Genomic DNA, 22,567 nt, shown 5'->3' on the forward strand with positions numbered 1-22,567 from the left:
GGGACCGACAGCCGGATTCCCATCCCGCCATCGGCCCCCCACACGTTCTTCACAGGACGGGGCGCCGCCTGGTGATCAGAGCGCGGCGAAGGCCTGCTCGATGATGTCGAGACCCTCGTTCAGCAGGTCCTCGCCGATGACCAGCGGCGGCAGGAAGCGCAGCACGTTGCCGTAGGTGCCGCAGGTCAGGACCAGCAGGCCCTCCGCGTGGCAGGCCTTGGCGAGCGCCGCGGCGGCGGCCGCGTGCGGCTCCTTGGTGGCGCGGTCCTGGACCAGCTCGATGGCGATCATGGCGCCGCGGCCACGGATGTCGCCGATGATGTCGAACTTCTCGGCCATGGCGGAGAGGCGGCCCTTCATGACCTCCTCGATGCGCTTCGCCTTGCCGTTGAGGTCGAGCTCCTTCATGGTCTCGATCGCACCGAGCGCGCCGGCGCAGGCCACCGGGTTGCCGCCGTAGGTGCCGCCGAGGCCGCCCGCGTGCGCGGCGTCCATGATCTCGGCGCGGCCGGTCACGGCGGAGAGCGGCAGACCGCCCGCGATGCCCTTGGCGGTGGTGATCAGGTCCGGGACGATGCCCTCGTCCTCGCAGGCGAACCACTGGCCGGTGCGGCAGAAGCCGGACTGGATCTCGTCGGCGACGAAGACGATGCCGTTGTCCTTGGCGAACTGGGCGATCGCGGGCAGGAAGCCCTTGGCCGGCTCGATGAAGCCGCCCTCGCCGAGGACCGGCTCGATGATGATCGCGGCGACGTTGTCGGCGCCGATCTGCTTGGTGATGTTGTCGATCGCCTGGGCGGCGGCCTCGGGGCCGCAGTTCTCGGCGCCGGTCGGCCAGCGGTAGCCGTAGGCGACCGGGACGCGGTAGACCTCGGGCGCGAACGGGCCGAAGCCGTTCTTGTACGGCATGTTCTTGGCGGTCAGCGCCATCGTCAGGTTGGTACGGCCGTGGTAGCCGTGGTCGAAGACGACGACGGCCTGGCGCCGGGTGTACGCACGGGCGATCTTCACCGCGTTCTCGACGGCCTCCGCGCCGCTGTTGAACAGGGCGGACTTCTTGGCGTGGTCGCCCGGGGTCAGCTCGGCGAGGGCCTCGGCGACCTCCACGTAACCCTCGTACGGCGTGACCATGAAGCAGGTGTGGGTGAAGTCCGCGAGCTGCGCGGAGGCGCGGCGCACGACGGCCTCGGCGGAGGCGCCGACGGAGGTCACGGCGATGCCGGAGCCGAAGTCGATCAGACGGTTGCCGTCGACGTCCTCGATGATGCCGCCGCCCGCGCGCGCGGTGAAGACGGGCAGGGTGGAGCCCACGCCGGCCGCGACCGCGGCGAGGCGGCGGGCCTGCAGCTCCTGCGACTTGGGGCCGGGGATCGCGGTGACGATGCGGCGCTCCTGCGGGATCGCGGTCATGGGGGCTCCTGGAGGATCTGGGGTGGGGCTTTCGGACGCTTCCGTTGCTTTCTTCGCAGGCTAGGGGGCGGGGGGTGGTGCGGGCATGCGCCGTTCGGGAGTGGTGGGGGTGATTCGTTGTCCTTGGCGGACATAGCGGGGGCGGAATGCGTTGTCGGTCGGGTGCGGCGCGTCCGTGGCTGGTCGCGCAGTTCCCCGCGCCCCTGAATGTGCCCCGCCGGGGCACCCGGGGGATCGCCCCGCAGCGGCATCCACAGGGGCGCGGGGAGCCGCTCGGCCGGCCCGCCGCCGGCCCGGCGGCAAAGACCGGGGCCAAACAGGGGCGTGCTACCCCCCGTAGTCCCCCCGTTCCGTTTAGATTGGCCGCTGGACTCGGTTACGGACCTGGCTGGTCAGGGGGCGAAGGGTCGATGGACACCGAAGGCACGCACGACGCTCGGGGCACCGGGGCGCGGCCGGTGCCGCGCCCCGCCGCGCCGCCGCCCGTCCCGGCGCAGCCGCCCGCCTTCCCGCCGCAGCCCGCCGGGCCCCCCGGACGCCCGGCGCTCACGGAGTGGCTGCGCACCCCGCGCGCCACCGCCGAGCCGGGGCTGTGGCGGTACGGGTACCGGCCGCGCCCCGCCGAGGCCGTCCACCGCGTGCCGGACCGGGCGCTGCTCGGCGGCGCGGTGATCGCGCTGCTCGCGGCCGTCCTGGCGTGGTCGCTGTGGCGCAACGGGTACGTGCCGCACCGCAGGGTGCCGCTGGAGCTGTTCACGCCGTCCGACTGGTGGGCGCCCTTCCACTCCAGGCCCCCGGCCGCGCTGACCGCGCTCGCCGCCTACAACAGCCTGGTCGCGGTCGCGCTCATCTACGTCTTCGGGCACTTCGGCAACTGGCGCGAGGTCTTCCGGCGGTACGCCGTGGACCACCCGCAGCCCGCGCGCGCGGTCCGTACCGCGCTCGTCGCCGTCGCCCTGGCCTGGTTCGTGATCTGGGCCGACGACTGGCTCCCCTTCTACGCGCTCGCCTTCGGCGTGGTCCCGCACTCGTGGATCTTCAGCGACGACCCGGTGGCCACCAAGGACGCCACCGACACGGTGACCACCGTCTACCACCTGCTGGTGGTCGCGGCCGCGCTCTTCGTGTGCGGCCGGGCGGGCGACTGGGCCGGGCTGCTGCGCGAGCGCACCGGCCGCGCCCCGAGCGTGCCGCCGGCCGCGACCCCCGCCGACCGCAGCGCCGCCGACTGGCCCCAGCTGCGCGACGCCGGGCAGCACGCCGCCGCCGACCGGCTGGCCGCCGACGCCCGGAGCGGCCGGATGAACGACGTGGACTGCGCCCGGATCCGCCGCGCCTGGGCCTCGGTCGTCGCCGACCCGGCCCGGCTGGCGGCGTTCACCGACGCGGTGCTGCGCGACGGCTCGCGCGCCTGTCCGCACCCCTCCGGCGACCGCGACCTGCCCGCCCGCGCCGCCACCCACGACCTGCTCACCTCGCAGGTGCGGCTCGGCCGGTACGCGGACCTGGAGAACAACCCGCCCGCCCGCCGGGGCGCGGGCGCGGCCGTCGACCCGGCGGCGCTCGGCACCTCGCTGCTCGCCGTCGGCCCCTCCGGCGCGGGCAAGACCCGCCATCTGGTGCGGCCCCTGGTGGAGTCGCTGGCGCTCCAGGCGCTGGCAGGACAGGCCGCGGTGGTCGCCGTCGGCGCCGCTGGCACTCCGCTGGGCGCGGACGAGGCGTACGACGTGATCGTCCGGCCCGGCGACCCCGCCTCCGAGTACGACCTGGACCTCTACGGCGGCACCCTCGACCCCGACGAGGCCGCCGCGCTGCTCGCCGAGGCCTGCGCCGGGGACCTGCCCGACGCCGACGTGCGGCGTGCCGCGACCGCGCTCGCCCAGCTCCTCGGGCCCTACCGGGCCGCGTACGGCCGCTTCCCCTCGGTGCCCCGGCTCCGTGAACTCCTGGACGGCTCGGGCGACGCGCTCGACGAGCTCCGCGCCGACCTCGACCGCGAGGCGCACCCGGCGCTCCACCGCGAACTGGACGCGCGCGCCCGCAACGCCGGCGTCCCCGGCGACCCGGGGCCGGTCCTCGCCGACCGGCTCGCCCCGCTGGACCGGCCCGCCTTCGCCGCGTTCTTCGACACCACCGGCCACAGCCGCCCGTTCTCGCTGCGCGCCCTGGAGCATCCCGTACGGGTCCGGGTCGACCTGCCCGAACGGGCGCACCCGGAGGCGGCGCGGCTGCTGAACCGGCTGCTGCTGGTCCAGTTCACGACGAACGCCCTGGCCCGCCAGGACCGCTCGCTCTTCGCCTGCCTGGTCCTGGACGACGCCACGCACGCGGTGACCGCCGGTTCGGTACGGGCCTTGCAGCGGCTGCGCCAGGCCAACGCCGGGGTGGTGCTCACCCTGCGCGCCCTGGCCGACGTGCCCGAACGGTTGCACACCTCGCTGCTCGCCTCGGTCGGCTGCCAGATGGCGTTCCGGGGCGTCACCACCTGGGACGGGCAGCTCCTGTCGCAGCTGTGGGGCACCGAGTGGGTGGAGACGACGGAGATCGCCCAGCACGCCGTCTTCGCCGACCAGCCGCTCACGCGCGCGCTGCACTCGCTGCGCAAGCTGGCCACCGGCAAGGCGGTGACCCGGGACGCGGTGACCGTGCGCAAGGTCGAGCGGGAGCGCTGGTCGGCGTCCCAGCTCGCCCACCAGGTGCCCGCCGGGCACGCGGTGCTCTCGGTCACCGAGGTCGGGGGCGAGCACGCGCCGCCGCTCCTGGTGGACCTGCGGGGCTGAGGGGGCGCCGGGACCCCGCCGTCCTGGCAGAATCGGGGTGCGCCCTTCATACGGGACGGCGCATTCCCCCGCACCCCTCGAAGGTCGTCGAAACCACCCATGCCGCCCACCCTCGCCTCCCTGGTCCAGCACTCGGCGCTGAAGCTCACCGTGCGCGCGGGCGAGGACCGGCTGGACACACCGGTGCGCTGGGCGCACGTCAGCGAACTCGCCGACCCCGTCCCGTACATGGAGGGCGGTGAGCTCCTCCTCACCACGGCGATGACGCTGGACGCCGAGGACCCGCAGGCCATGCGCCGCTATGTGCGCAGGCTGGCGGGCGCCGGGGTCGTCGGGCTCGGCTTCGCGGTCGGCGTCAGTTACGAGGCCGTACCGGACGCCCTGCTCGACGCGGCCCGCGCGGAGGACTTCCCCCTGCTGGAGGTGCCGCGCCGCACCCCGTTCCTGGCGATCTCCAAGGCGGTCTCGGCGGCGATCGCGGCGGATCAGTACCGGGCGGTGACCGCGGGCTTCGAGGCCCAGCGCGAACTGACCCGGGCGGCGCTCGCGGGCCCCGGGGAGCTGCTGGCCCGGCTCGCGGCGCACGTGGACGGGTGGGCCGCGCTGTACGACACCTCGGGCGCGGTGGTGGCGGTGCGGCCCGAGTGGGCGGGGCGGCGGGCGGCCCGGCTCACCGCGGACGTGGCCCGGCTGCGGGACCGGGCCGCCCCCGCCAGCGCGGTGGTCGGCGGCTCGGACGACCGCGTCGAGCTCCAGTCGCTGGGTACGGGCCGGCGGGTGCGGGGCGCGCTCGCGGTCGGTACCGGGGCGCCTCTCGGTACGGCCGAGCGGTACGCCGTGCACTCCGCAGTCGCGCTGCTGACCCTCACCACGGAACGGACGCGGGCCCTCCAGCTCGCCGAGCAGCGCCTGGGCGCGGCGGTGCTGCGGATGCTGCTGTCCGGGCAGCAGGATCACGCCCGGGCGGTGGCGGGCGACCTCTACGGCGGGCTCCTCGACGCCCCCTTCCGTCTCGTCATCGCGGAGCGGGCGGGGGAGTCGGCCGACCTCGGGGCGCTCACCGAGGCGATGGAGTCGGCGGCGGCGCGGGCCGGGGAGGCGGTCCTGGTGGTCCCCGAGGGCGACCGCCTCGTGGTCCTCGCGGCCGACGGGGGCGACGCGGTGGCCGCGTGCGTCTCCTTCGCCCCGGAGGAGGGCGCCGAACTGGTCGCCGGGCTGTCCGCGCCCGCCGGGCCGATAGCGGCGGCGTCCGCGTACAAGCAGGCCGAGCAGGCGCTGTCGGTGGCCCGCCGCCGGGGCCGCCCGCTGGTCGAGCACGAGGAGCTGGTGGCGGGTTCGCTGGTGCCGCTGCTGGCGGAGGACGCGGTGCGGGCGTTCGCGGACGGGATGCTGCGGGCGCTGTACGAGCACGACGCGACGGGCCGCGGTGACCTGGTCGCGTCCCTGCGCGCCTGGCTGTCGCGCCACGGCCAGTGGGACGCGGCGGCGGCGGACCTCGGCGTCCACCGGCATACGCTGCGCTACCGGATGCGGCGGGTGGAGGAGATCCTGGGGCGGTCGCTGGACGATCCGGACGTACGGATGGAGCTCTGGCTGGCCCTGAAGGCGACGACGTCCCGCGAGGAGTGAATCCCCCGGGGCACCCCCAACCCGGTCCCCCTTGCCCGGGGCTGCGCCCCGCACCCCCTGGCCGGGCTGCGCCCGCAGGCCCCCTTCTTCGCGGGGCCTGCGGCCCCCGCAGCCTGCCTTCGTGTCGATCTGCGGGCCGGTGGGGGCTTGTCGCGCAGTTCCCGCGCCCCTTGTCGGCACCTCCGGCCGCTGCACCGGTCAGGCGCTCCGGCGCACCATTCAGCCCCTCCGGCGCTTGAGGAGCGGGATCCGGGGCGGAGCCCCGATCCTTCGGGGGCGCGGGGAACTGCGCGCCCAGCCCCCACCGGCCCGCAGCGAAACGTAGTCCCGGGGCGCAGCCCTCGAAGCGTGGGGCGGGGTCGCGGGGGCCGTCCGGGGGACGGGGCGCGGCCCCGGGAAAATACCTTCGTCCGGCCCCTCGCCCCCGGAGGGTTTGGGGAAGGGGCCGGGGAGGGGCCCTCCAAAAGGGCGTGCGCCCCGGACCCACCACTCCACCCCGGACAACCCCACCCCCACCCCCACCCCCCTACGGTGGGAGGGACAAGCCCCAGATCCACCTACCTCGGAAGGGCCGGGATTCACAATGACTTCCACCCACGCCTTCTGGCTCGCCGGCCGCCAGGCCACCGGCGAGGACACCTTCGACGTGACCTCCCCCTGGGACGGCCGCCTGGTCGGCACGGTGAGCGTTCCGACCGAGGCCCAGGTCGAGGAGGCCGTCGCCGCCGCGCACGCCGTGGTCGACGAGTTCGCCGCGACCCCCGCGCACGTACGCGCCGCCGCCCTGGACCACGTCTCCAAGCGCCTCACCGAGCGCACCGAGGAGATCGCCCAGCTCATCTCCGCCGAGAACGGCAAGCCCATCAAGTGGGCCCGCGGCGAGGTCGGCCGCGCGGTCTCGGTGTTCCGGTTCGCGGCCGAGGAGGCCCGCCGCTTCAACGGCGGCGAGGCCCAGCGCCTGGACACCGACGCCGGCGGCCAGGGCCGCTTCGCGCTGACCCGCCGCTTCCCCAAGGGCGTCGTCCTCGGCATCGCGCCGTTCAACTTCCCCCTGAACCTGTGCGCCCACAAGGTCGCCCCGGCCATCGCCGTCGGCGCGCCGATCATCCTCAAGCCCGCCCCGGCGACTCCGCTGTCCGGCCTGATCCTCGGCGAGCTGCTCGCCGAGACCGAGCTGCCCGCCGGGTCGTGGAGCGTCCTGCCGGTCGCCAACGACAAGATGCCGGCCCTGGTCCAGGACGAGCGCCTGCCGGTCATCTCCTTCACCGGCTCCGACAAGGTCGGCTACGCGATCATGGATTCGGTGCCGCGCAAGCACTGCACCCTGGAGCTCGGCGGCAACGGCGCGGCCGTCGTCCTCGCCGACTTCGCCTCGGAGGAGGACCTGGACTGGGCGGCGACCCGTATCGCCACCTTCTCCAACTACCAGGGCGGCCAGTCCTGCATCTCCGTGCAGCGCGTGATCGCCGACGCGGCCGTCTACGACCGGCTGCTGCCGAAGATCGTCGCGGCCGTCGAGGCCCAGGTCACCGGTGACCCCTCCGACGCCTCCACCGACGTCGGCCCCCTCGTCAGCGAGGACGCCGCCAAGCGCGTGGAGTCCTGGGTCGACGAGGCCGTCTCGGCCGGCGCCGAGCTGCTCGCGGGCGGCAAGCGCGACGGCGCCTCCTACGCCCCGACCGTCCTCACCGAGGTCCCGGCCGACACCACCCTCGCCTGCGAGGAGGTCTTCGGGCCGGTCCTCACCGTGCAGAAGGTGGACGGCGAGGAGGCGGCCTTCGCGGCCGTCAACTCCTCCAAGTACGGCCTCCAGGCGGGCGTCTTCACGCACAACGTGCAGACCGCCTTCCGCGCCCACCGCGCCCTGGAGGTCGGCGGCGTGATCATCGGCGACGTCCCCTCGTACCGCGCGGACCAGATGCCGTACGGCGGCGCCAAGGCCTCCGGCGTCGGCCGCGAGGGCGTGCGCTACGCCATGGACGACTACACCTACGAGCGCGTGCTGGTCCTCACCGGCCTCGCCCTCTAGGACGTACGCCACCGAGGTCCGCACCTCACCGACACGGCCGGAGCCCATCGGCGGGCTCCGGCCGTTTCGTGTCCCGGGGGTGGCTGGCCCCGCGGGAATCGGGTACATACGGACGAGTAGCACTGTCCGGTAACGGGGTGCGCGTGCGCCCCGCACAACGTCGCGGCGAGGAGAACCCCTCAATGACCGCACCACACGGCACACCCAAGGTCTCGGAGCGCGAGGCGCGCCGGGTCGCCGAAGCCGCGCGCGAGCAGGACTGGCGCAAGCCGAGCTTCGCGAAGGAACTCTTCCTCGGGCGTTTCCGGCTCGACCTCATCCACCCGCATCCCCTGCCCGCGGGCGAGGACGCCGAGCGCGGCGAGGCGTTCCTCGCCAAGCTGCGGGACTTCTGCGAGACGAAGATCGACGGCGCCCTCATCGAGCGCGAGTCGCGCATCCCGGACGAGGTGATCAACGGGCTCAAGGAGCTCGGCGCCCTCGGGATGAAGATCGACACCAAGTACGGCGGCCTCGGCCTCACCCAGGTGTACTACAACAAGGCGCTCGCCCTGGCCGGTTCCGCCAGCCCCGCGATCGGCGCGCTGCTCTCGGCGCACCAGTCGATCGGCGTACCGCAGCCGCTGAAGCTCTTCGGCACCCAGGAGCAGAAGGACACCTTCCTGCCGCGCTGCGCCCGTACCGACATCTCCGCCTTCCTGCTCACCGAGCCCGACGTCGGCTCGGACCCGGCACGGCTGGCCACCTCGGCGGTCCCGGACGGCGACGACGGTTACGTCCTGGACGGCGTGAAGCTGTGGACCACCAACGGCGTCGTCGCGGACCTGCTGGTCGTCATGGCCCGGGTGCCGAAATCCGAGGGGCACAAGGGCGGCATCACCGCCTTCGTGGTCGAGGCGGACTCGCCCGGCGTCACCGTGGAGAACCGCAACGCCTTCATGGGCCTGCGCGGCATCGAGAACGGGGTGACCCGCTTCCACCAGGTCCGCGTCCCCGCCTCGCACCGCATCGGCCCCGAGGGCGCCGGGCTGAAGATCGCTCTGACCACCCTGAACACCGGCCGCCTCTCGCTGCCCGCGATGTGCGTCGGCGCGGGCAAGTGGTGTCTGAAGATCGCCCGGGAGTGGTCGGCGGCGCGGGAGCAGTGGGGCAAGCCGATCGCCCGGCACGAGGCCGTCGGAGCCAAGATCTCCTTCATCGCGGCCACCACCTTCGCCCTGGAGGCGGTGCTCGACCTGTCCTCGCAGATGGCCGACGAGGACCGCAACGACATCCGCATCGAGGCGGCCCTCGCCAAGCTCTACGGCTCCGAGATGGCTTGGCTGATGGCCGACGAGCTGGTCCAGATCCGCGGCGGCCGCGGCTTCGAGACCGCCGACTCGCTGGCCGCCCGGGGCGAGCGGGCCGTACCGGCCGAGCAGATCCTGCGCGATCTGCGCATCAACCGGATCTTCGAGGGCTCCACCGAGATCATGCACCTGCTGATCGCCCGCGAGGCCGTGGACGCCCATCTGTCGGTCGCGGGCGACCTGATCGACCCGGACAAGAAGCTGCCCGACAAGGCCAGGGCGGGCGCGAACGCCGCCGCCTTCTACGCCCGCTGGCTGCCCAAGCTGCTCTCCGGACCCGGCCAACTGCCGAACTCCTACAGCGAGTTCGAGGGGCTGGCGCAGCACCTGCGGTACGTGGAGCGGTCCTCGCGCAAGCTGGCCCGCTCCACGTTCTACGCCATGTCGCGCTGGCAGGGCCGGATGGAGACCAAACAGGGCTTCCTCGGCCGGATCGTGGACATCGGCGCCGAACTGTTCGCGATGAGCGCCGCCTGCGTACGGGCGGAGCTGCTGCGCACCAGCGGCACCCACGGCCGCGAGGCGCACCAGCTGGCCGACGCCTTCTGCCGCCAGGCCCGCATCCGGGTGGACGAGCTCTTCGAGCGGCTGTGGACCAACACCGACGACGTCGACCGCAAGGTCGTCACCGGGGTGCTGGCCGGGTCGTACACCTGGCTGGAGGAGGGCGTCGTCGATCCGTCCGGCGACGGCCCGTGGATCGCCGACGCGACCCCGGGGCCCGCCCGGCGGGACAACGTCCACCGCCCGATCCGCTGACCGCACCGGGCCGTTGGGACACCGAGGGGGCCGCGCTCCCCGGTGTCCCGGCGCCCCCCGGAACACCCCCGCGCGGCCCCCACACGGGGGAGTGCTGTCCCGGCGCGCAGCGGATGCGGCAAGAATGGGGGGATGAGCGACAGCCCAGCCCCCCTCGCCGACCCGCATATCGCCTTCGATCCCGCCGAAGGCCGCCGGGACATCGTCGTCCTCGGCGCCACCGGGTCCATCGGCACCCAGGCCATCGACCTGGTGCTGCGCAACCCCGACCGGTTCCGCGTCACCGCGCTCGCCGCGTCGGGCGGACGGGTCGCGCTCCTGGCCGAGCAGGCGCGCCGGCTGCGGGTCCGCGCGGTCGCGGTCGCCCGGACGGACGCGGTGCCCGCGCTGCGCGAGGCGCTGAAGGAGAGCTACGGCACCGAGCCGCTGCCCGAGATCCTCGCCGGGCCCGAAGCGGCCACCGAGCTCGCCGCCTCCGAGTGCCACACCGTCCTCAACGGCATCACCGGCTCCATCGGCCTCGCGCCCACCCTGGCCGCCCTGGAGGCGGGCCGCACCCTGGCGCTGGCCAACAAGGAGTCGCTGATCGTCGGCGGTCCCCTGGTGAAGGCGCTCGCCAAGCCCGGCCAGATCATCCCGGTCGACTCCGAGCACGCCGCCCTCTTCCAGGCCCTTGCCGCCGGCACCCGCGCCGACGTACGCAAGCTGGTGGTCACCGCCTCGGGCGGCCCCTTCCGCGGCCGTACGCGCGCGGAGCTGGCGGGCGTGACCCCCGAGGACGCCCTCGCGCACCCCACCTGGGCGATGGGCCCGGTGATCACGATCAACTCGGCCACCCTGGTGAACAAGGGCCTGGAGGTCATCGAGGCCCACCTGCTGTACGACATCCCCTTCGAGCGCATCGAGGTCGTCGTGCACCCGCAGTCGTATGTGCACTCCATGGTCGAGTTCACCGACGGCTCCACGCTCGCCCAGGCCACCCCGCCCGATATGCGCGGCCCGATCGCCATCGGCATCGGCTGGCCCGAGCGGGTGCCCGACGCGGCCCCCGCCTTCGACTGGACCACGGCGTCGAGCTGGGAGTTCTTCCCCCTGGACACCGAGGCCTTCCCCTCGGTGGGACTCGCCCGGCACGTCGGGAAGCTGGGGGGCACGGCCCCGGCGGTGTTCAATGCCGCGAACGAGGAGTGCGTGGACGCTTTCCTCGCGGGACGGCTGCCGTTCAACGGAATCATGGATACGGTCACAGAGGTCGTGGCCGAGCACGGCATCCCCGCCGCGGGAACCCCACTCACGGTCTCGGACGTCCTGGAAGCGGAGACCTGGGCACGTGCCCGGGCCCGGGAACTCGCGGTGAAGGCGACAGCGGAGGCGCGCGCATGACGATTCTGATGACGGTTCTCGGCATAGTCGTCTTCGTGGTCGGCCTGCTCGTCTCGATCGCGTGGCACGAACTGGGCCACCTCTCCACGGCCAAGATGTTCGGCATCCGCGTGCCGCAGTACATGGTCGGCTTCGGCCCGACCATCTGGTCGCGCAAGAAGGGCGACACCGAGTACGGCATCAAGGCGGTCCCGCTCGGCGGCTACATCCGCATGATCGGCATGTTCCCGCCCGGTGAGGACGGGCGGATCACCGCGCGCTCCACCTCGCCCTGGCGCGGCATGATCGAGGACGCCCGCTCGGCGGCCTTCGAGGAGCTCCAGCCGGGCGACGAGACGCGGCTGTTCTACACGCGCAAGCCGTGGAAGCGCGTGATCGTGATGTTCGCCGGGCCGTTCATGAACCTGGTCCTCGCCGTGGCGATCTTCTTCGGCGTGATGATGACGTTCGGTGTCAACACCCAGACCACCCAGGTGGGCAAGGTCTCCGACTGCGTGATCTCGCAGAAGGAGCAGCGCGACACCTGCAAGGCCTCCGACCCGGTGGCCCCGGCGAAGCAGGCCGGTCTGAAGGCGGGCGACAAGATCGTCGCGTTCAACGGCGAGAAGGTCGGCGACTGGTCGGCGCTGCAGAAGCACATCCGCGACACGATCGGCCCGGCCACGATCACCGTCCAGCGCGACGGCAAGCCGCTCGACCTGCACGCCAGCCTGATCAAGAACGACGTGGCGAAGATCGACGGCTCCGGCAACTACACCTCCGGCACCACCTCGGCGGGCTTCCTCGGCTTCAGCCCCGCCACCGGCATCGTCCAGCAGTCCTTCGGCGAGTCCGTGGACCGGATGGGCGACATGATGCGCTCCGGGGTGAAGTCGCTGGTCGCGATCCCCTCCAAGGTCCCGGACCTGTGGAACGCGGCCTTCAACGGAGAGGACCGCAAGGCCGACTCCCCGATGGGCGTGGTGGGCGCGGCCCGGGTCGGCGGTGAGGTGTTCACCCTCGACATCCCGCCGGAGAACCAGATCGCGATGATGCTGTTCCTGGTCGCGGGGTTCAACCTCTCCCTGTTCCTCTTCAACATGCTGCCGCTGCTGCCGCTGGACGGCGGGCACATCGCGGGCGCGTTGTGGGAGTCGCTGCGCCGCACGGTCGCGCGCGTCTTCAAGCGCCCCGACCCGGGCCCGTTCGACGTGGCCAAGCTGATGCCGGTGGCGTACGTGGTGGCCGGCATCTTCATCTGCTTCACCCTGCTCGTGCTGGTCGCGGACGTGGTGAACCCGGTGAAGATCTCCTAGCGGTCGTACGGGAGCAGGGGAGTACGCAGTACGGGACGGCCCGGGCGCGCAACGTGCCCGGGCCGTCCCTTTCGGTGAACCGCGGGGCACGGTGTGCTCGTGCGGCCCGGGGTGCCGTAACCTCGAAGGCTGGAGCCCGCCGATCTCGGGACCTTGATCCACACCTTGGGGTTGCACAGCAGATGACTGCGATTTCACTGGGAATGCCGTCCGTTCCGACCAGGCTGGCCGAGCGTCGCAAGAGCCGTCAGATCCAGGTGGGATCCGTGGCGGTCGGCGGTGACGCGCCTGTGTCGGTGCAGTCGATGACGACGACGCGGACGTCGGATGTCGGGGCGACGCTTCAGCAGATCGCGGAGCTGACGGCGTCGGGGTGTCAGATCGTGCGGGTGGCGTGTCCGACGCAGGACGACGCGGACGCGCTGGCGACGATCGCGAAGAAGTCGCAGATTCCGGTGATCGCGGATATTCACTTCCAGCCGAAGTACGTGTTCGCGGCGATCGACGCCGGGTGCGCGGCCGTGCGGGTGAACCCGGGGAACATCAAGCAGTTCGACGACAAGGTGAAGGAGATCGCGCGGGCGGCGAAGGACGCCGGGACGCCGATCCGTATCGGCGTGAACGCGGGTTCGCTGGATGCGCGGCTGCTGAAGAAGTACGGGCGGGCGACGCCGGAGGCTCTGGTGGAGTCGGCTCTGTGGGAGGCGTCGCTGTTCGAGGAGCACGATTTCCGGGACATCAAGATCTCGGTGAAGCACAACGACCCGGTGGTGATGGTCGAGGCCTACCGGCAGCTGGCGGCCCAGTGCGACTATCCGCTGCACCTGGGGGTGACGGAGGCGGGGCCTGCGTTCCAGGGGACGATCAAGTCGGCGGTGGCGTTCGGGGCGCTGCTGAGCCAGGGGATCGGGGACACGATCCGGGTGTCGTTGTCGGCGCCGCCGGCGGAGGAGATCAAGGTCGGGATGCAGATCCTGGAGTCCCTGAATCTGCGCCAGCGCCGCCTGGAGATCGTGTCCTGCCCCTCGTGCGGGCGGGCGCAGGTGGATGTGTACAAGCTGGCTGAGGAGGTCACGGCGGGCCTGGAGGGCATGGAGGTGCCCCTGCGGGTCGCGGTGATGGGGTGTGTGGTGAACGGGCCCGGTGAGGCGCGTGAGGCCGATCTGGGGGTGGCCTCCGGCAATGGCAAGGGGCAGATCTTCGTGAAGGGGGAGGTCATCAAGACGGTCCCGGAGTCGAAGATCGTGGAGACGCTGATCGAGGAAGCGATGAAGATCGCGGAGCAGATGGAGCGGGACGGGGTCGGCTCGGGAGACCCCCAGGTGTCCGTCACGGGGTGAGCCCCTCCCCGCCCGTTCCCTGAACCCTCCGGGAAGGCGCTTTTCCCGGTGGGTACGCCCCCGGCCCCGCAGTGGGGCTCAGCCCCGGCCCCACGGTGGGGCTCACCCCGGCCCCACCGCGGGCCACGCCCTTGCCCCCTGGTGGGACCCGCGGCATCCGCACCCAGCTCCGGGGCTGCGCCCCAGCCCCCGCCCTTCGCCTGCGGACCGTGCTGGGCTGCTCGCGCAGTTCCCCGCGCCCCTGAGCCCGTGTTTGGCTGCGGGGGTGTGAGGGGCTGGTCGCGCAGTTCCCCGCGCCCCCTGAAACCCGCCTTCGGCTGCCGGTCGTGGTGGGTTGCTCGCGCAGTTCCCCGCGCCCCTGAGGCACCCAGGGGCGCGGGGAACTGCGCGAGCAAGCCACCACCGGGGCCGCAGACGAAGACGGGGCCCTTCAGGGGCGCGGGGAACTGCGCGAGCGACCCACCACCGGCCCGCAGACGAAGCCCGGGCCTGCCAGGGGCGCGGGGAAGTGCGCGAGCAACCCCCGCCGGGCCGCAGACGTACCCCGGCCAAGACAGCGCCCCCACCGGGCCGCAGACGTACCCCGGGCCAAGACAGCGCCCCCACCGGCCCGCAGCCGAACCCCGGGCACAAGAGGGCCTCCGCATCAACCCCACCCCTCCGGGTACAGTGCGGAGATCAGCAGACCGTATGGTGAGGCCCCACGTGTTGACGCAGACCACCACCCGGGTCCTCGAACCCGGTGACCTCGGCGCGGCGCTCGCCGTTCTGGAGAGCGAGCCGGTCGCCAACGCCTTCGTGGCCTCGCGCGTCCAGGTCGCCGGCCTCGACCCCTGGCGCCTCGGCGGCGAGATGTGGGGCTGGTACGCCGGCGGCAGACTCCGCTCCCTCTGCTACTCCGGCGCCAACCTCGTCCCCATCTGCGCCACCCCCGAAGCCGTCCGCGCCTTCGCCGACCGCGCCCGCCGCACCGGCCGCCGCTGCTCCTCCATCGTCGGCCCCGCCGAGCCCACCGCCCTGCTCTGGAAGCTCCTGGAGCCGCACTGGGGCCCGGCCCGCGACGTCCGCTCGCACCAGCCGCTGATGGTCACCGAGCGCATGCCGGACGACATGGAGCCCGACCCGTACGTCCGCAGGGTCCGCAAGGACGAGATGGACGTGATCATGCCCGCCTGCGTGGCCATGTTCACCGAGGAGGTCGGCGTCTCCCCGATGGCGGGCGACGGCGGACTCCTCTACCAGGCGCGCGTCGCCGAGCTCGTCGGATCGGGCCGCTCCTTCGCCCGCGTCGAGGACGGCAAGGTCGTCTTCAAGGCCGAGATCGGCGCCGCCACCCCGCGCGCGTGCCAGATCCAGGGCGTCTGGGTCGCCCCCGAGTACCGCGGCCAGGGCCTGTCAGTCACCGGCATGGCCGCCGTCCTGCGCTACGCCCTCGCCGATGTCGCCCCCGTCGTCAGCCTCTATGTGAACGACTTCAACACCGCGGCCCGCGCCTGCTACCGCCGCGTCGGCTTCCGGGAGACCGGGGCTTTCATGAGCGTGCTCTTCTGACACTCTCGCCCGGGAGCCGTCGGACAGTAGGGTGCGGCCATGGCACCTTCCTTTGGAGGCGGCCCCCGGAACCCCGAGGTGACGGTGGCACCCCTCGACCTCGCCACCCGTGTGGACGACGCCCTCGCCGTGCAGGCGGTCGCCTTCGGGCTCAGCCCGGAGGAGGTCGGCGTACGCCGCCACATCGTGCTGCGCCACCTCGCCTGCCCCGGCGCGCGCGCCCTGGGCGCCACCACCCCCGACGGGACGCTGGTGGGGTTCGTGTACGGGATGCCCAACGACCGCGCCCACTGGTGGTCCACGGTCGTCGAACCGTATCTGCGCCACAACGGCGCCGGCGCCTGGCTCGACGACTCCTTCGTGATCACCGAACTCCACGTCCACCCCTCCCACCAGGGCCGGGGCATCGGCCGCGAGCTCATCACCCGCATCACCGACAGCGCCACCGAGCCCCGGTCGATCCTCTCCGCGATCGACACGGAGAGCCCCGCACGGGCGCTCTACCGCGCGCTGGGCTACCTCGACCTCGCCGGGCAGGTCCACTTCCCGAGCGCGTCGCGACCGTACGCCGTGATGGGGGCGCACCTGCCGCTGCGGCGGCCGTAAACCGATTTCCACGCGCGCGTGGGGCGCGGATAACCTCCTGGCACCACCCGTGTACGTACAGGAGAGATCCCCATGGCAGCCGCCCAGGTCCAGCGCATGTCCCGTCTGATGGTCAAGACACTGCGCGACGACCCGGCGGACGCCGAGACGCTCAGCCACAAGCTGCTGGTCCGCGCCGGATACGTACGGCGCAACGCGGCCGGCATCTGGACCTGGCTGCCGCTCGGCAAGAAGGTCCTGGACAACATCTCGGCCATCGTGCGCGAGGAGATGGACGCCATCGGCGCCCAGGAGGTGCTGCTGCCCGCGCTGCTGCCCAAGGAGGCGTACGAGGCGAGCGGCCGCTGGGACGAGTACGGCGATCTGCTGTTCCGCCTCAAGGACCGCAAGGGCGGCGACTATCTGCTCGGGCCCACCCACGAGGAGATCTTCACCCAGACCGTCAAGGACCAGTGCACGTCCTACAAGGACCTGCCGGTGATGCTCTACCAGATCCAGACCAAGTACCGCGACGAGGCGCGGCCCCGCTCCGGCGTGCTGCGCGGGCGCGAGTTCCAGATGAAGGACTCGTACTCGTTCGACACGACGGACGAGGGCCTGGCCGAGTCGTACGCGCTGCACCGTGAGGCGTACCGGAAGATCTTCGCGCGCCTCGGGCTCGACTACCGGATCGTCTCGGCGGTGTCGGGGGCGATGGGCGGCTCGGCGTCGGAGGAGTTCCTGGCTCCGGCCGCCGCCGGGGAGGACACCTTCGTGGACTGCCCGGCGTGCGAGTACGCGGCGAACACCGAGGCGGTGACCTTCGCGGCGGCGCCCGTGGACGCGTCCGGGGTCGGCCCGGTCGAGGAGCTGGACACCCCCGACACCCCCACGATCGAGTCCCTGGCCGCCCACCTCGGCGTGCCCGCCTCGGCCACCCTCAAGAACCTCCTGGTCAAGGTGGACGGCGAGATCGTGGCGGTCGGCGTGCCCGGGGACCGCGAGGTTGACCTCGGCAAGCTCGGCGAGCACCTGGCGCCGGCCGTGGTGGAGCTGGTGACGGCGGAGGACTTCGCGGACCGGTCCGACCTCGTGCGGGGCTATGTCGGCCCGCAGGGGCTGGAGAAGGTCCGCTACATCGCCGACCCCCGGGTGGCGCCGGGGACGGCGTGGGTGACGGGCGCCAACAAGGCGGACACGCACGCCCGCAACGTCGTGTGCGGGCGTGACTTCGAGGTCGACGAGTACCTCGACGTGGTCGTCGTCCAGGAGGGCGACCCGTGCCCCGCGTGCGGCGCGGGGCTGCGGCTGGACCGGGCGATCGAGATCGGGCACATCTTCCAGCTGGGGCGTAAGTACGCGGACACCTTCCAGCTCGACGTCCTCGGCCGGCAGGGCAAGCCGGTGCGGGTGACGATGGGGTCGTACGGGATCGGCATCTCGCGGGCCGTGGCCGCGCTGGCCGAGCAGACCGCCGACGCGCACGGGCTGTGCTGGCCCGCGGAGGTCGCGCCGGCGGACGTCCACGTGGTGGCGGCGGGCAAGGCGCTCCAGACGGAGGTGGCGCTGGACGCGGCGGAGCGGCTGGCGGCGGCGGGGCTGCGGGTCCTGGTCGACGACCGGGCCGGGGTGTCGCCCGGGGTGAAGTTCACGGACGCGGAGCTGCTGGGGGTGCCGAAGATCCTGGTGGCGGGGCGGCGGGCCGGGGAGGGTGTGCTGGAGCTCAAGGACCGGCGGACGGGGGAGAGGGAGGAGATGTCGGTGGAGGACGCGGTGGCACGGCTGCGCGGCTGACCCCCCGCCGGGGCCCGCGTCCCCGACCCCCTCACAGCGGGGCCTGCGCCCGCCGCACCCCGCTGCGTCACCTGCGGGCGGGCGGTGGGCTGCTCGCGCGGTTCCCCGCGCCCCTGTCCGGCCGGGAGTTCGTCTGCGGCCCGGGGGAGGGTTGCTCGCGCCGTTCCCCGCGCCCCTGGGGGTTGGTTGTCTGCGGGTGAGTGGGGGGTGCGCGCGCAGTTCCCCGCGCCCCTTGAGGGGCCGGTGGTTGTCCGGCGGGTTCGGTGGGGGCTGGTCGCGCAGTTCCCCGCGCCCCTGGGGGGTCCGGGGTCGGGGGACCGAGCGCCAGCCCCAGCACCTTCCACGGCCCCGAACTCCCTGCGGCCGGACGGAGACTGGCCGCGCAGTTCCCCGCGCCCCTGATAGGCCGGGGATTCGTCTGCGGGCCGGTGGGGGCTGGTCGCGCAGTTCCCCGCGCCCCTGATAGGCCGGGGCGCGGGGACCGGACGCCAGGCCACAGCGCCCCTCACAGCCCCCCGAACCCCGTCCCCGCCAAGGGGCGCGAGGAACTGCGCGAGCAACCCTCCACCGGCCCGCAGACGAATCCCCGGCCGGACAGGGGCGCGGGGCACTAGGCGAGCAACCCTCCACCGGGCCGCGTGCGAAGTCCCGGGCCGTTCGGTCGCTCGGCCCTACAGCCAGCCCGCGAACTCCAGCAGGACTTCCGCGTCCTGGGTGCGGCCCGCCGCTCGGGCGCGCAGGCCCGACTCCACCGCTCGGAACAGGGTCCACCCGTGCAACCGCACCGGGTCGACATCCAGCGCGTCCGCGAGTTTGTTCACCCGGCGGCGCGCCACCGACGCTCCGCTGGGGGCCGCGATCAGGTCCTCCACCCGGTCGCGCACCAAGCGCGCCAGGTCGTAGGCCCGTTCGCCCACCAGCGGCTCCGGCCCCACCGTCAGCCACGGGGAGCGCTCGGCCGAAAGGACCTTGCTCTGACGGAAGTTGCCGTGCAGGAGCAGCTCCTCCGGCGGGGCGGCGGTCAAGGTGGCGCGGGCGTCCAGGGCCGCCTCCGCCAGCGGCGTGAGCTCGGAGGGCAACTCACCCCGCATCGGCGCCGACTGACGCTCCGTCCGCTCCGCCACCGACTCGAACGCGTGGCCCGCCGGCGGCTCCACCCACAGGCGGCGCAGCGTCCCCGCCGCCTCCAGCAGCGCCTTCGCCTCGGGAAGCGAGCGCAGGGACACCTCGGGGTGCAGACGTTCCAGCAGGAGGGAGTCCTGGTCCGAGTCCGCGTCCAGGAGCTGCGCCGCGCCCCAGCCGCCCCAGTGCCGCAACGCCTCCCGCTCCAGCTCCGGCCGCGCCTCGGCGGGCGCCAGCTTCAGGGCCGCGGGCGTACCGTCCTCGCACCGTACGAGCAGGACCAGGCTGCTGCGGCCACCGGGCGCCTGCACCCGCTCCACCGTCAGCCCGCGCCCCGCCACCGCCGCGTCCGCGAGCTCGGGCAGCCGCCCCAGCCAGCGCGCGGCGACGGCGTCCCCGTACGTCTCGCCGAGCGCGCGCACCAGCCGCTCGGACGGTTCGAAAGCCATACGTGCGTCGTCCCTTGGTCAGCTACCGGTCGGGCCCGGACGTTCGGCGAGCCCCGGAAAGGCTACGCTGCCGCCCCGCCACCGCCCCGCCCGCACCGCCGCCTCCCGCAGCGCGGCCGCCGCCTCCTGGCGCAACGGGCCCTCGGCCGCGCGCACGAGGTCGGAGTAGACCCCGGCCACCCGGTCCTCCAGCTCGGCCGCGAGCCGCACGGCGGCCGCCGCGTCCGGCACCGGGAACGGCAATGCGTACGCGGGCGCCGACGCGACCGGTGTGGCGCCCAGGTCGCGCACGGTCCGGGCGAGCGCGTCGCGCCGGGCGCGGTGGGCGGCGTACGCCTCCCGGGCCTCGGCCCCGCGCGGCTCCTCGACACGGCCGCCGAGCACCCCGTACCCGTACACCGCCGCGTGCTCCGCGGCGAGCGCGGCCTGGGCCGCCTCCAGGGCGGGCATCGAGGCCGGCATCAGGATCCCTCCCGCCGGGTCAGCAGATACGCGTGGACCGCGCCCGCCGCCGCCACCGAGGCCAGCAGCCGGGCGAGTTCGGGCGGCGCCCCGGCGAGCGCCGCCATGTGCTCGTCGGAGACCCGGCGCGCGGTGGCCGCCAGCTCCCCCAGCGCCTCGGCGGGGTCGGCGGGGACGGGCGAGGCGGGTGCGGAGGGGCGCGGGCGGGTGCCCGCGAGCGCCGCCGCGTGCCGCGCCGCCTCCTCGCGCAGCGGGGCGAGCCGGTCCCGTACCGCCGGATGGCGCAGCGACACCGCCTCGTACCGGTCGCGCAGCGCCGCGCTCGCCGCCGCGGTCCGCAGGCGCAGGGCCGCCTCGTTGCGCGCCGCCCGTGCGCGTTCGCGCTCCCGCGCGCTTCGGCCGCCGTCCTGTGCGCCGTCTTCGGAGCAGGCGGACAGCAGCCCGGCCGCGGCGGCCGCGCCGGTCGCCGCGAGGGCGGCTCTGCGGGAGGTCACCGTCCTGCTCACCGGCACGTCTGTCTCCCCTGCGGGCTCCGGGCCCGGGGGCCGCCATGTGATCACCGCAGGCGAGCGTACCCGCGCCCAGCCCCCGGTGGACGGCAACACCCCCCGGGACCGGATACCCTTTGATTCGACACGCGACGAACCCACAACAGCACACGCGGCCGAGGAGTCACCCGGATGAGCACGACCCAGAGCGAGAGGCTGCGCGGACTGCTGGAACCGCTCGTCAGCGCCAAGGACCTCGATCTCGAGGAGATCGAGGTGTCCCGGGCAGGACGGCGCCGTATGCTGCGGATCGTCGTGGACTCCGACGAAGGCGTGGAGCTGGACACCTGTGCCGAGCTGAGCCGCGCCGTCTCCGACGCGCTCGACGAGAGCGACGTGATGGGTGACGAGGAGTACGTCCTCGAAGTCACCTCTCCCGGCGCCGAGCGCCCCCTCTTCGAACCGCGCCACTACGTCCGCGCCACCGGGCGGCTCGCCCGGCTGACGCTGCACGACGGCACCGAGCTGGTCGCGCGCGTCATCAGCGCCGACGAGGAGGGCGTGGACCTGGAGGTCCCGGGTGTGAAGGGCCGCAAGGCCACCGCCCGCCGCCTCGCGTACTCCGAGATCGCCAGGGCGCGTGTCGAAATCGAGTTCAACCGCAAGGACAAGAAGGAAGAGGAGGCGTAGCCATGGACATCGACATGAGTGCCCTGCGGGGTTTGGTACGGGAGAAGGAGATCTCCTTCGACCTGCTGGTCGAGGCCATCGAGTCGGCCCTCCTCATCGCCTACCACCGCACCGAGGGAAGCTTCCGCCGCGCGCGCGTGCAGCTCGACCGCGAGAACGGTCATGTGACCGTGTGGGCGAAGGAAGACCCGGCCGACCTGGAAGAGGGCCAGGAGGCCAAGGAGTTCGACGACACCCCGACCGGTTTCGGCCGGATCGCCGCCACCACCGCCAAGCAGGTCATCCTCCAGCGTCTGCGCGACGCCGAGGACGACATCACCTTCGGTGAGTTCGCCGGGCGCGAGGGCGACGTGATCACCGGTGTCGTCCAGCAGGGCAAGGACCCCAAGAACGTCCTGGTCGACATCGGCAAGATGGAGGCCATGCTCCCCGTGCAGGAGCAGGTCCCGGGCGAGGAGTACGTCCACGGACTGCGCCTTCGTACGTATGTCGTACGGGTGGCGAAGGGCGTGCGCGGTCCCTCGGTGACCCTGTCGCGCACCCACCCCAACCTGGTGAAGAAGCTCTTCGCCCTGGAGGTGCCGGAGATCGCGGACGGCTCGGTGGAGATCACCGCCATCGCCCGCGAGGCCGGCCACCGCACGAAGATCGCCGTCCGTTCGACGCGCTCGGGCATCAACCCGAAGGGCGCCTGCATCGGCCCGATGGGCAGCCGGGTGCGCAATGTCATGGCGGAGCTGCACGGTGAGAAGATCGACATCGTCGACTGGTCGGACGACCCGGCCGAGATGGTGGCGAACGCGCTCTCCCCGGCCCGGGTCTCCCGCGTCGACGTCGTCGACATGGCGGCCCGTTCCGCCCGGGTGACGGTCCCGGACTACCAGCTCTCGCTGGCCATCGGCAAGGAGGGCCAGAACGCCCGCCTCGCCGCGCGGCTCACCGGCTGGCGCATCGACATCCGGCCGGACACGGAGCAGCCGTCCGAGCAGGACTGACCAGACGGCCTCGGGGTCCGGGAACAGACCGGGCCCCGCTGCTGTTGCCCCCATGGTGATCTTTTAGGACAACGACCGTTCGATTTTTGCCCCAAAGGGGTGAGGTCGGTACGGGGAGGTAGACTTAAACGTGTCTGGCCGGACGCCTGCCCGCGCATGCCCCGAACGCACCTGTGTCGGGTGCCGGGAGCGAGCGGCCAAGACCGATTTGCTGCGCATCGTGGAGGTCGAGGGCGCTTGCGTCCCCGATCCTCGCGGTACGCTGCCCGGCCGGGGTGCGTACGTTCACCCCGCCTCGGTCTGTCTGGACCTGGCGGTCCGCCGCCGGGCGCTCTCCCGGGCCTTCAGGGTCAAGGAGCAGCTGGACAGCGAGGCCGTGCGTGAGCACGTCGAGCAGGCAGCACCGTAAGAAGAAGCACGGCACGGAACACCGTGCGGTCAGGTACCTCGCGAGTTG

Annotated in this window: 17 protein-coding genes; 13 read left to right on the plus strand and 4 right to left on the minus strand. The window is 73.2% G+C overall.

The annotated features are described in order from the left end of the window. Window positions 1-75: 75 nt before the first annotated feature. Window positions 76-1,410: a 4-aminobutyrate--2-oxoglutarate transaminase gene (gene gabT / locus ACZ4MU_RS27960; RefSeq protein ID WP_358835081.1), complete on the minus strand. Its 1,335-nt coding sequence runs from the start codon at window positions 1,408-1,410 to the stop codon at window positions 76-78. Window positions 1,411-1,820: 410 nt separating this feature from the next. Between gabT and ACZ4MU_RS27965 the strand changes: the two genes are divergently transcribed. The 10 genes from ACZ4MU_RS27965 to ACZ4MU_RS28010 all read left to right on the plus strand — a co-directional run bounded on the left by ACZ4MU_RS27965 (window position 1,821) and on the right by ACZ4MU_RS28010 (window position 17,904). Continuing rightward, window positions 1,821-4,190: an ATP/GTP-binding protein gene (locus tag ACZ4MU_RS27965; protein WP_467881788.1), complete on the plus strand. Its 2,370-nt coding sequence runs from the start codon at window positions 1,821-1,823 to the stop codon at window positions 4,188-4,190. Between the two features lie 99 nt (window positions 4,191-4,289). Further along, window positions 4,290-5,819 carry a PucR family transcriptional regulator gene (locus tag ACZ4MU_RS27970; protein ID WP_467881789.1) on the plus strand — a complete coding sequence of 510 codons (1,530 nt, stop codon included), beginning with the start codon at window positions 4,290-4,292 and terminating at the stop codon, window positions 5,817-5,819. A 583-nt stretch (window positions 5,820-6,402) separates the two neighbouring features. Next, a complete protein-coding gene (locus tag ACZ4MU_RS27975; protein WP_467881790.1) occupies window positions 6,403-7,848 on the plus strand; it encodes an aldehyde dehydrogenase family protein in 1,446 nt (481 codons plus the stop codon). A gap of 182 nt (window positions 7,849-8,030) precedes the next feature. Next, a complete protein-coding gene (locus tag ACZ4MU_RS27980) occupies window positions 8,031-9,956 on the plus strand; it encodes an acyl-CoA dehydrogenase family protein (RefSeq protein WP_467881792.1) in 1,926 nt (641 codons plus the stop codon). A gap of 132 nt (window positions 9,957-10,088) precedes the next feature. Continuing rightward, window positions 10,089-11,339: a 1-deoxy-D-xylulose-5-phosphate reductoisomerase gene (dxr, locus tag ACZ4MU_RS27985; protein ID WP_467881794.1), complete on the plus strand. Its 1,251-nt coding sequence runs from the start codon at window positions 10,089-10,091 to the stop codon at window positions 11,337-11,339. Continuing rightward, the gene (locus tag ACZ4MU_RS27990) at window positions 11,336-12,634 is read left to right on the plus strand and encodes a M50 family metallopeptidase (protein ID WP_467881796.1); all 1,299 of its coding nucleotides are present in this window, start codon (window positions 11,336-11,338) and stop codon (window positions 12,632-12,634) included. Before dxr ends, ACZ4MU_RS27990 begins: the two co-directional genes overlap by 4 nt. Window positions 12,635-12,816: 182 nt before the next feature. Next, the gene (gene ispG / locus ACZ4MU_RS27995) at window positions 12,817-13,974 is read left to right on the plus strand and encodes a flavodoxin-dependent (E)-4-hydroxy-3-methylbut-2-enyl-diphosphate synthase (RefSeq protein WP_467881797.1); all 1,158 of its coding nucleotides are present in this window, start codon (window positions 12,817-12,819) and stop codon (window positions 13,972-13,974) included. A gap of 708 nt (window positions 13,975-14,682) precedes the next feature. Beyond that, window positions 14,683-15,525, plus strand: a complete 843-nt coding sequence (locus ACZ4MU_RS28000) for a GNAT family N-acetyltransferase (protein WP_467881866.1) — start codon at window positions 14,683-14,685, stop codon at window positions 15,523-15,525. 39 nt (window positions 15,526-15,564) lie between these two features. Then, complete coding sequence (locus ACZ4MU_RS28005; protein WP_467881798.1) at window positions 15,565-16,131, plus strand: GNAT family N-acetyltransferase; 567 nt, start codon at window positions 15,565-15,567, stop codon at window positions 16,129-16,131. A 72-nt stretch (window positions 16,132-16,203) separates the two neighbouring features. Continuing rightward, entirely contained in the window at window positions 16,204-17,904 is a 1,701-nt protein-coding gene (locus ACZ4MU_RS28010; protein WP_467881800.1) for a proline--tRNA ligase, read from the plus strand. A 671-nt stretch (window positions 17,905-18,575) separates the two neighbouring features. Here the strand turns inward: ACZ4MU_RS28010 and ACZ4MU_RS28015 are convergent. The 3 genes from ACZ4MU_RS28015 to ACZ4MU_RS28025 are packed head-to-tail and all read right to left on the minus strand — an operon-like array spanning window position 18,576 to window position 20,443. Further along, window positions 18,576-19,475 (minus strand): aminoglycoside phosphotransferase family protein, encoded by a 900-nt coding sequence (locus ACZ4MU_RS28015; RefSeq protein WP_467881801.1) that lies wholly within the window; start codon window positions 19,473-19,475, stop codon window positions 18,576-18,578. Between the two features lie 18 nt (window positions 19,476-19,493). Next, window positions 19,494-19,937 (minus strand): ferritin-like domain-containing protein, encoded by a 444-nt coding sequence (locus ACZ4MU_RS28020; protein ID WP_467881803.1) that lies wholly within the window; start codon window positions 19,935-19,937, stop codon window positions 19,494-19,496. Beyond that, entirely contained in the window at window positions 19,937-20,443 is a 507-nt protein-coding gene (locus ACZ4MU_RS28025; protein WP_467881868.1) for a hypothetical protein, read from the minus strand. Before ACZ4MU_RS28025 ends, ACZ4MU_RS28020 begins: the two co-directional genes overlap by 1 nt. A gap of 174 nt (window positions 20,444-20,617) precedes the next feature. Here ACZ4MU_RS28025 and rimP point away from each other — a divergent pair, with 174 nt between their 5' ends. The 3 genes from rimP (at window position 20,618) to ACZ4MU_RS28040 (ending at window position 22,519) form a co-directional block, all read left to right on the plus strand. Continuing rightward, window positions 20,618-21,115 (plus strand): ribosome maturation factor RimP, encoded by a 498-nt coding sequence (gene rimP, locus ACZ4MU_RS28030; RefSeq protein ID WP_467881805.1) that lies wholly within the window; start codon window positions 20,618-20,620, stop codon window positions 21,113-21,115. Between the two features lie 2 nt (window positions 21,116-21,117). Continuing rightward, on the plus strand, window positions 21,118-22,110 hold the full coding sequence (gene nusA, locus ACZ4MU_RS28035) for a transcription termination factor NusA (RefSeq protein WP_467881807.1): 993 nt from the start codon (window positions 21,118-21,120) through the stop codon (window positions 22,108-22,110). 130 nt (window positions 22,111-22,240) lie between these two features. Continuing rightward, window positions 22,241-22,519 carry a YlxR family protein gene (locus tag ACZ4MU_RS28040; protein ID WP_467881808.1) on the plus strand — a complete coding sequence of 93 codons (279 nt, stop codon included), beginning with the start codon at window positions 22,241-22,243 and terminating at the stop codon, window positions 22,517-22,519. The last annotated feature ends 48 nt before the right edge of the window (window positions 22,520-22,567 follow it).

It is taken from the genome of Streptomyces sp. NPDC026377, from assembly GCF_055567715.1.

What these genes read in the sequence shown, in the direction of transcription:
- dxr (WP_467881794.1), top strand. Translation starts at nt 10,089, where the DNA reads ATGAGCGACAGCCCAGCCCCCCTCGCCGACCCGCATATCGCCTTCGAT.
- ACZ4MU_RS27970 (WP_467881789.1), top strand. Translation starts at nt 4,290, where the DNA reads ATGCCGCCCACCCTCGCCTCCCTGGTCCAGCACTCGGCGCTGAAGCTC.
- gabT (WP_358835081.1), bottom strand. Translation starts at nt 1,410, where the DNA reads ATGACCGCGATCCCGCAGGAGCGCCGCATCGTCACCGCGATCCCCGGC.
- ACZ4MU_RS27980 (WP_467881792.1), top strand. Translation starts at nt 8,031, where the DNA reads ATGACCGCACCACACGGCACACCCAAGGTCTCGGAGCGCGAGGCGCGC.
- rimP (WP_467881805.1), top strand. Translation starts at nt 20,618, where the DNA reads ATGAGCACGACCCAGAGCGAGAGGCTGCGCGGACTGCTGGAACCGCTC.
- ACZ4MU_RS28020 (WP_467881803.1), bottom strand. Translation starts at nt 19,937, where the DNA reads ATGCCGGCCTCGATGCCCGCCCTGGAGGCGGCCCAGGCCGCGCTCGCC.
- ACZ4MU_RS27965 (WP_467881788.1), top strand. Translation starts at nt 1,821, where the DNA reads ATGGACACCGAAGGCACGCACGACGCTCGGGGCACCGGGGCGCGGCCG.
- ACZ4MU_RS27990 (WP_467881796.1), top strand. Translation starts at nt 11,336, where the DNA reads ATGACGATTCTGATGACGGTTCTCGGCATAGTCGTCTTCGTGGTCGGC.
- ACZ4MU_RS28015 (WP_467881801.1), bottom strand. Translation starts at nt 19,475, where the DNA reads ATGGCTTTCGAACCGTCCGAGCGGCTGGTGCGCGCGCTCGGCGAGACG.
- ispG (WP_467881797.1), top strand. Translation starts at nt 12,817, where the DNA reads ATGACTGCGATTTCACTGGGAATGCCGTCCGTTCCGACCAGGCTGGCC.
- ACZ4MU_RS27975 (WP_467881790.1), top strand. Translation starts at nt 6,403, where the DNA reads ATGACTTCCACCCACGCCTTCTGGCTCGCCGGCCGCCAGGCCACCGGC.
- ACZ4MU_RS28010 (WP_467881800.1), top strand. Translation starts at nt 16,204, where the DNA reads ATGGCAGCCGCCCAGGTCCAGCGCATGTCCCGTCTGATGGTCAAGACA.
- nusA (WP_467881807.1), top strand. Translation starts at nt 21,118, where the DNA reads ATGGACATCGACATGAGTGCCCTGCGGGGTTTGGTACGGGAGAAGGAG.
- ACZ4MU_RS28005 (WP_467881798.1), top strand. Translation starts at nt 15,565, where the DNA reads ATGGCACCTTCCTTTGGAGGCGGCCCCCGGAACCCCGAGGTGACGGTG.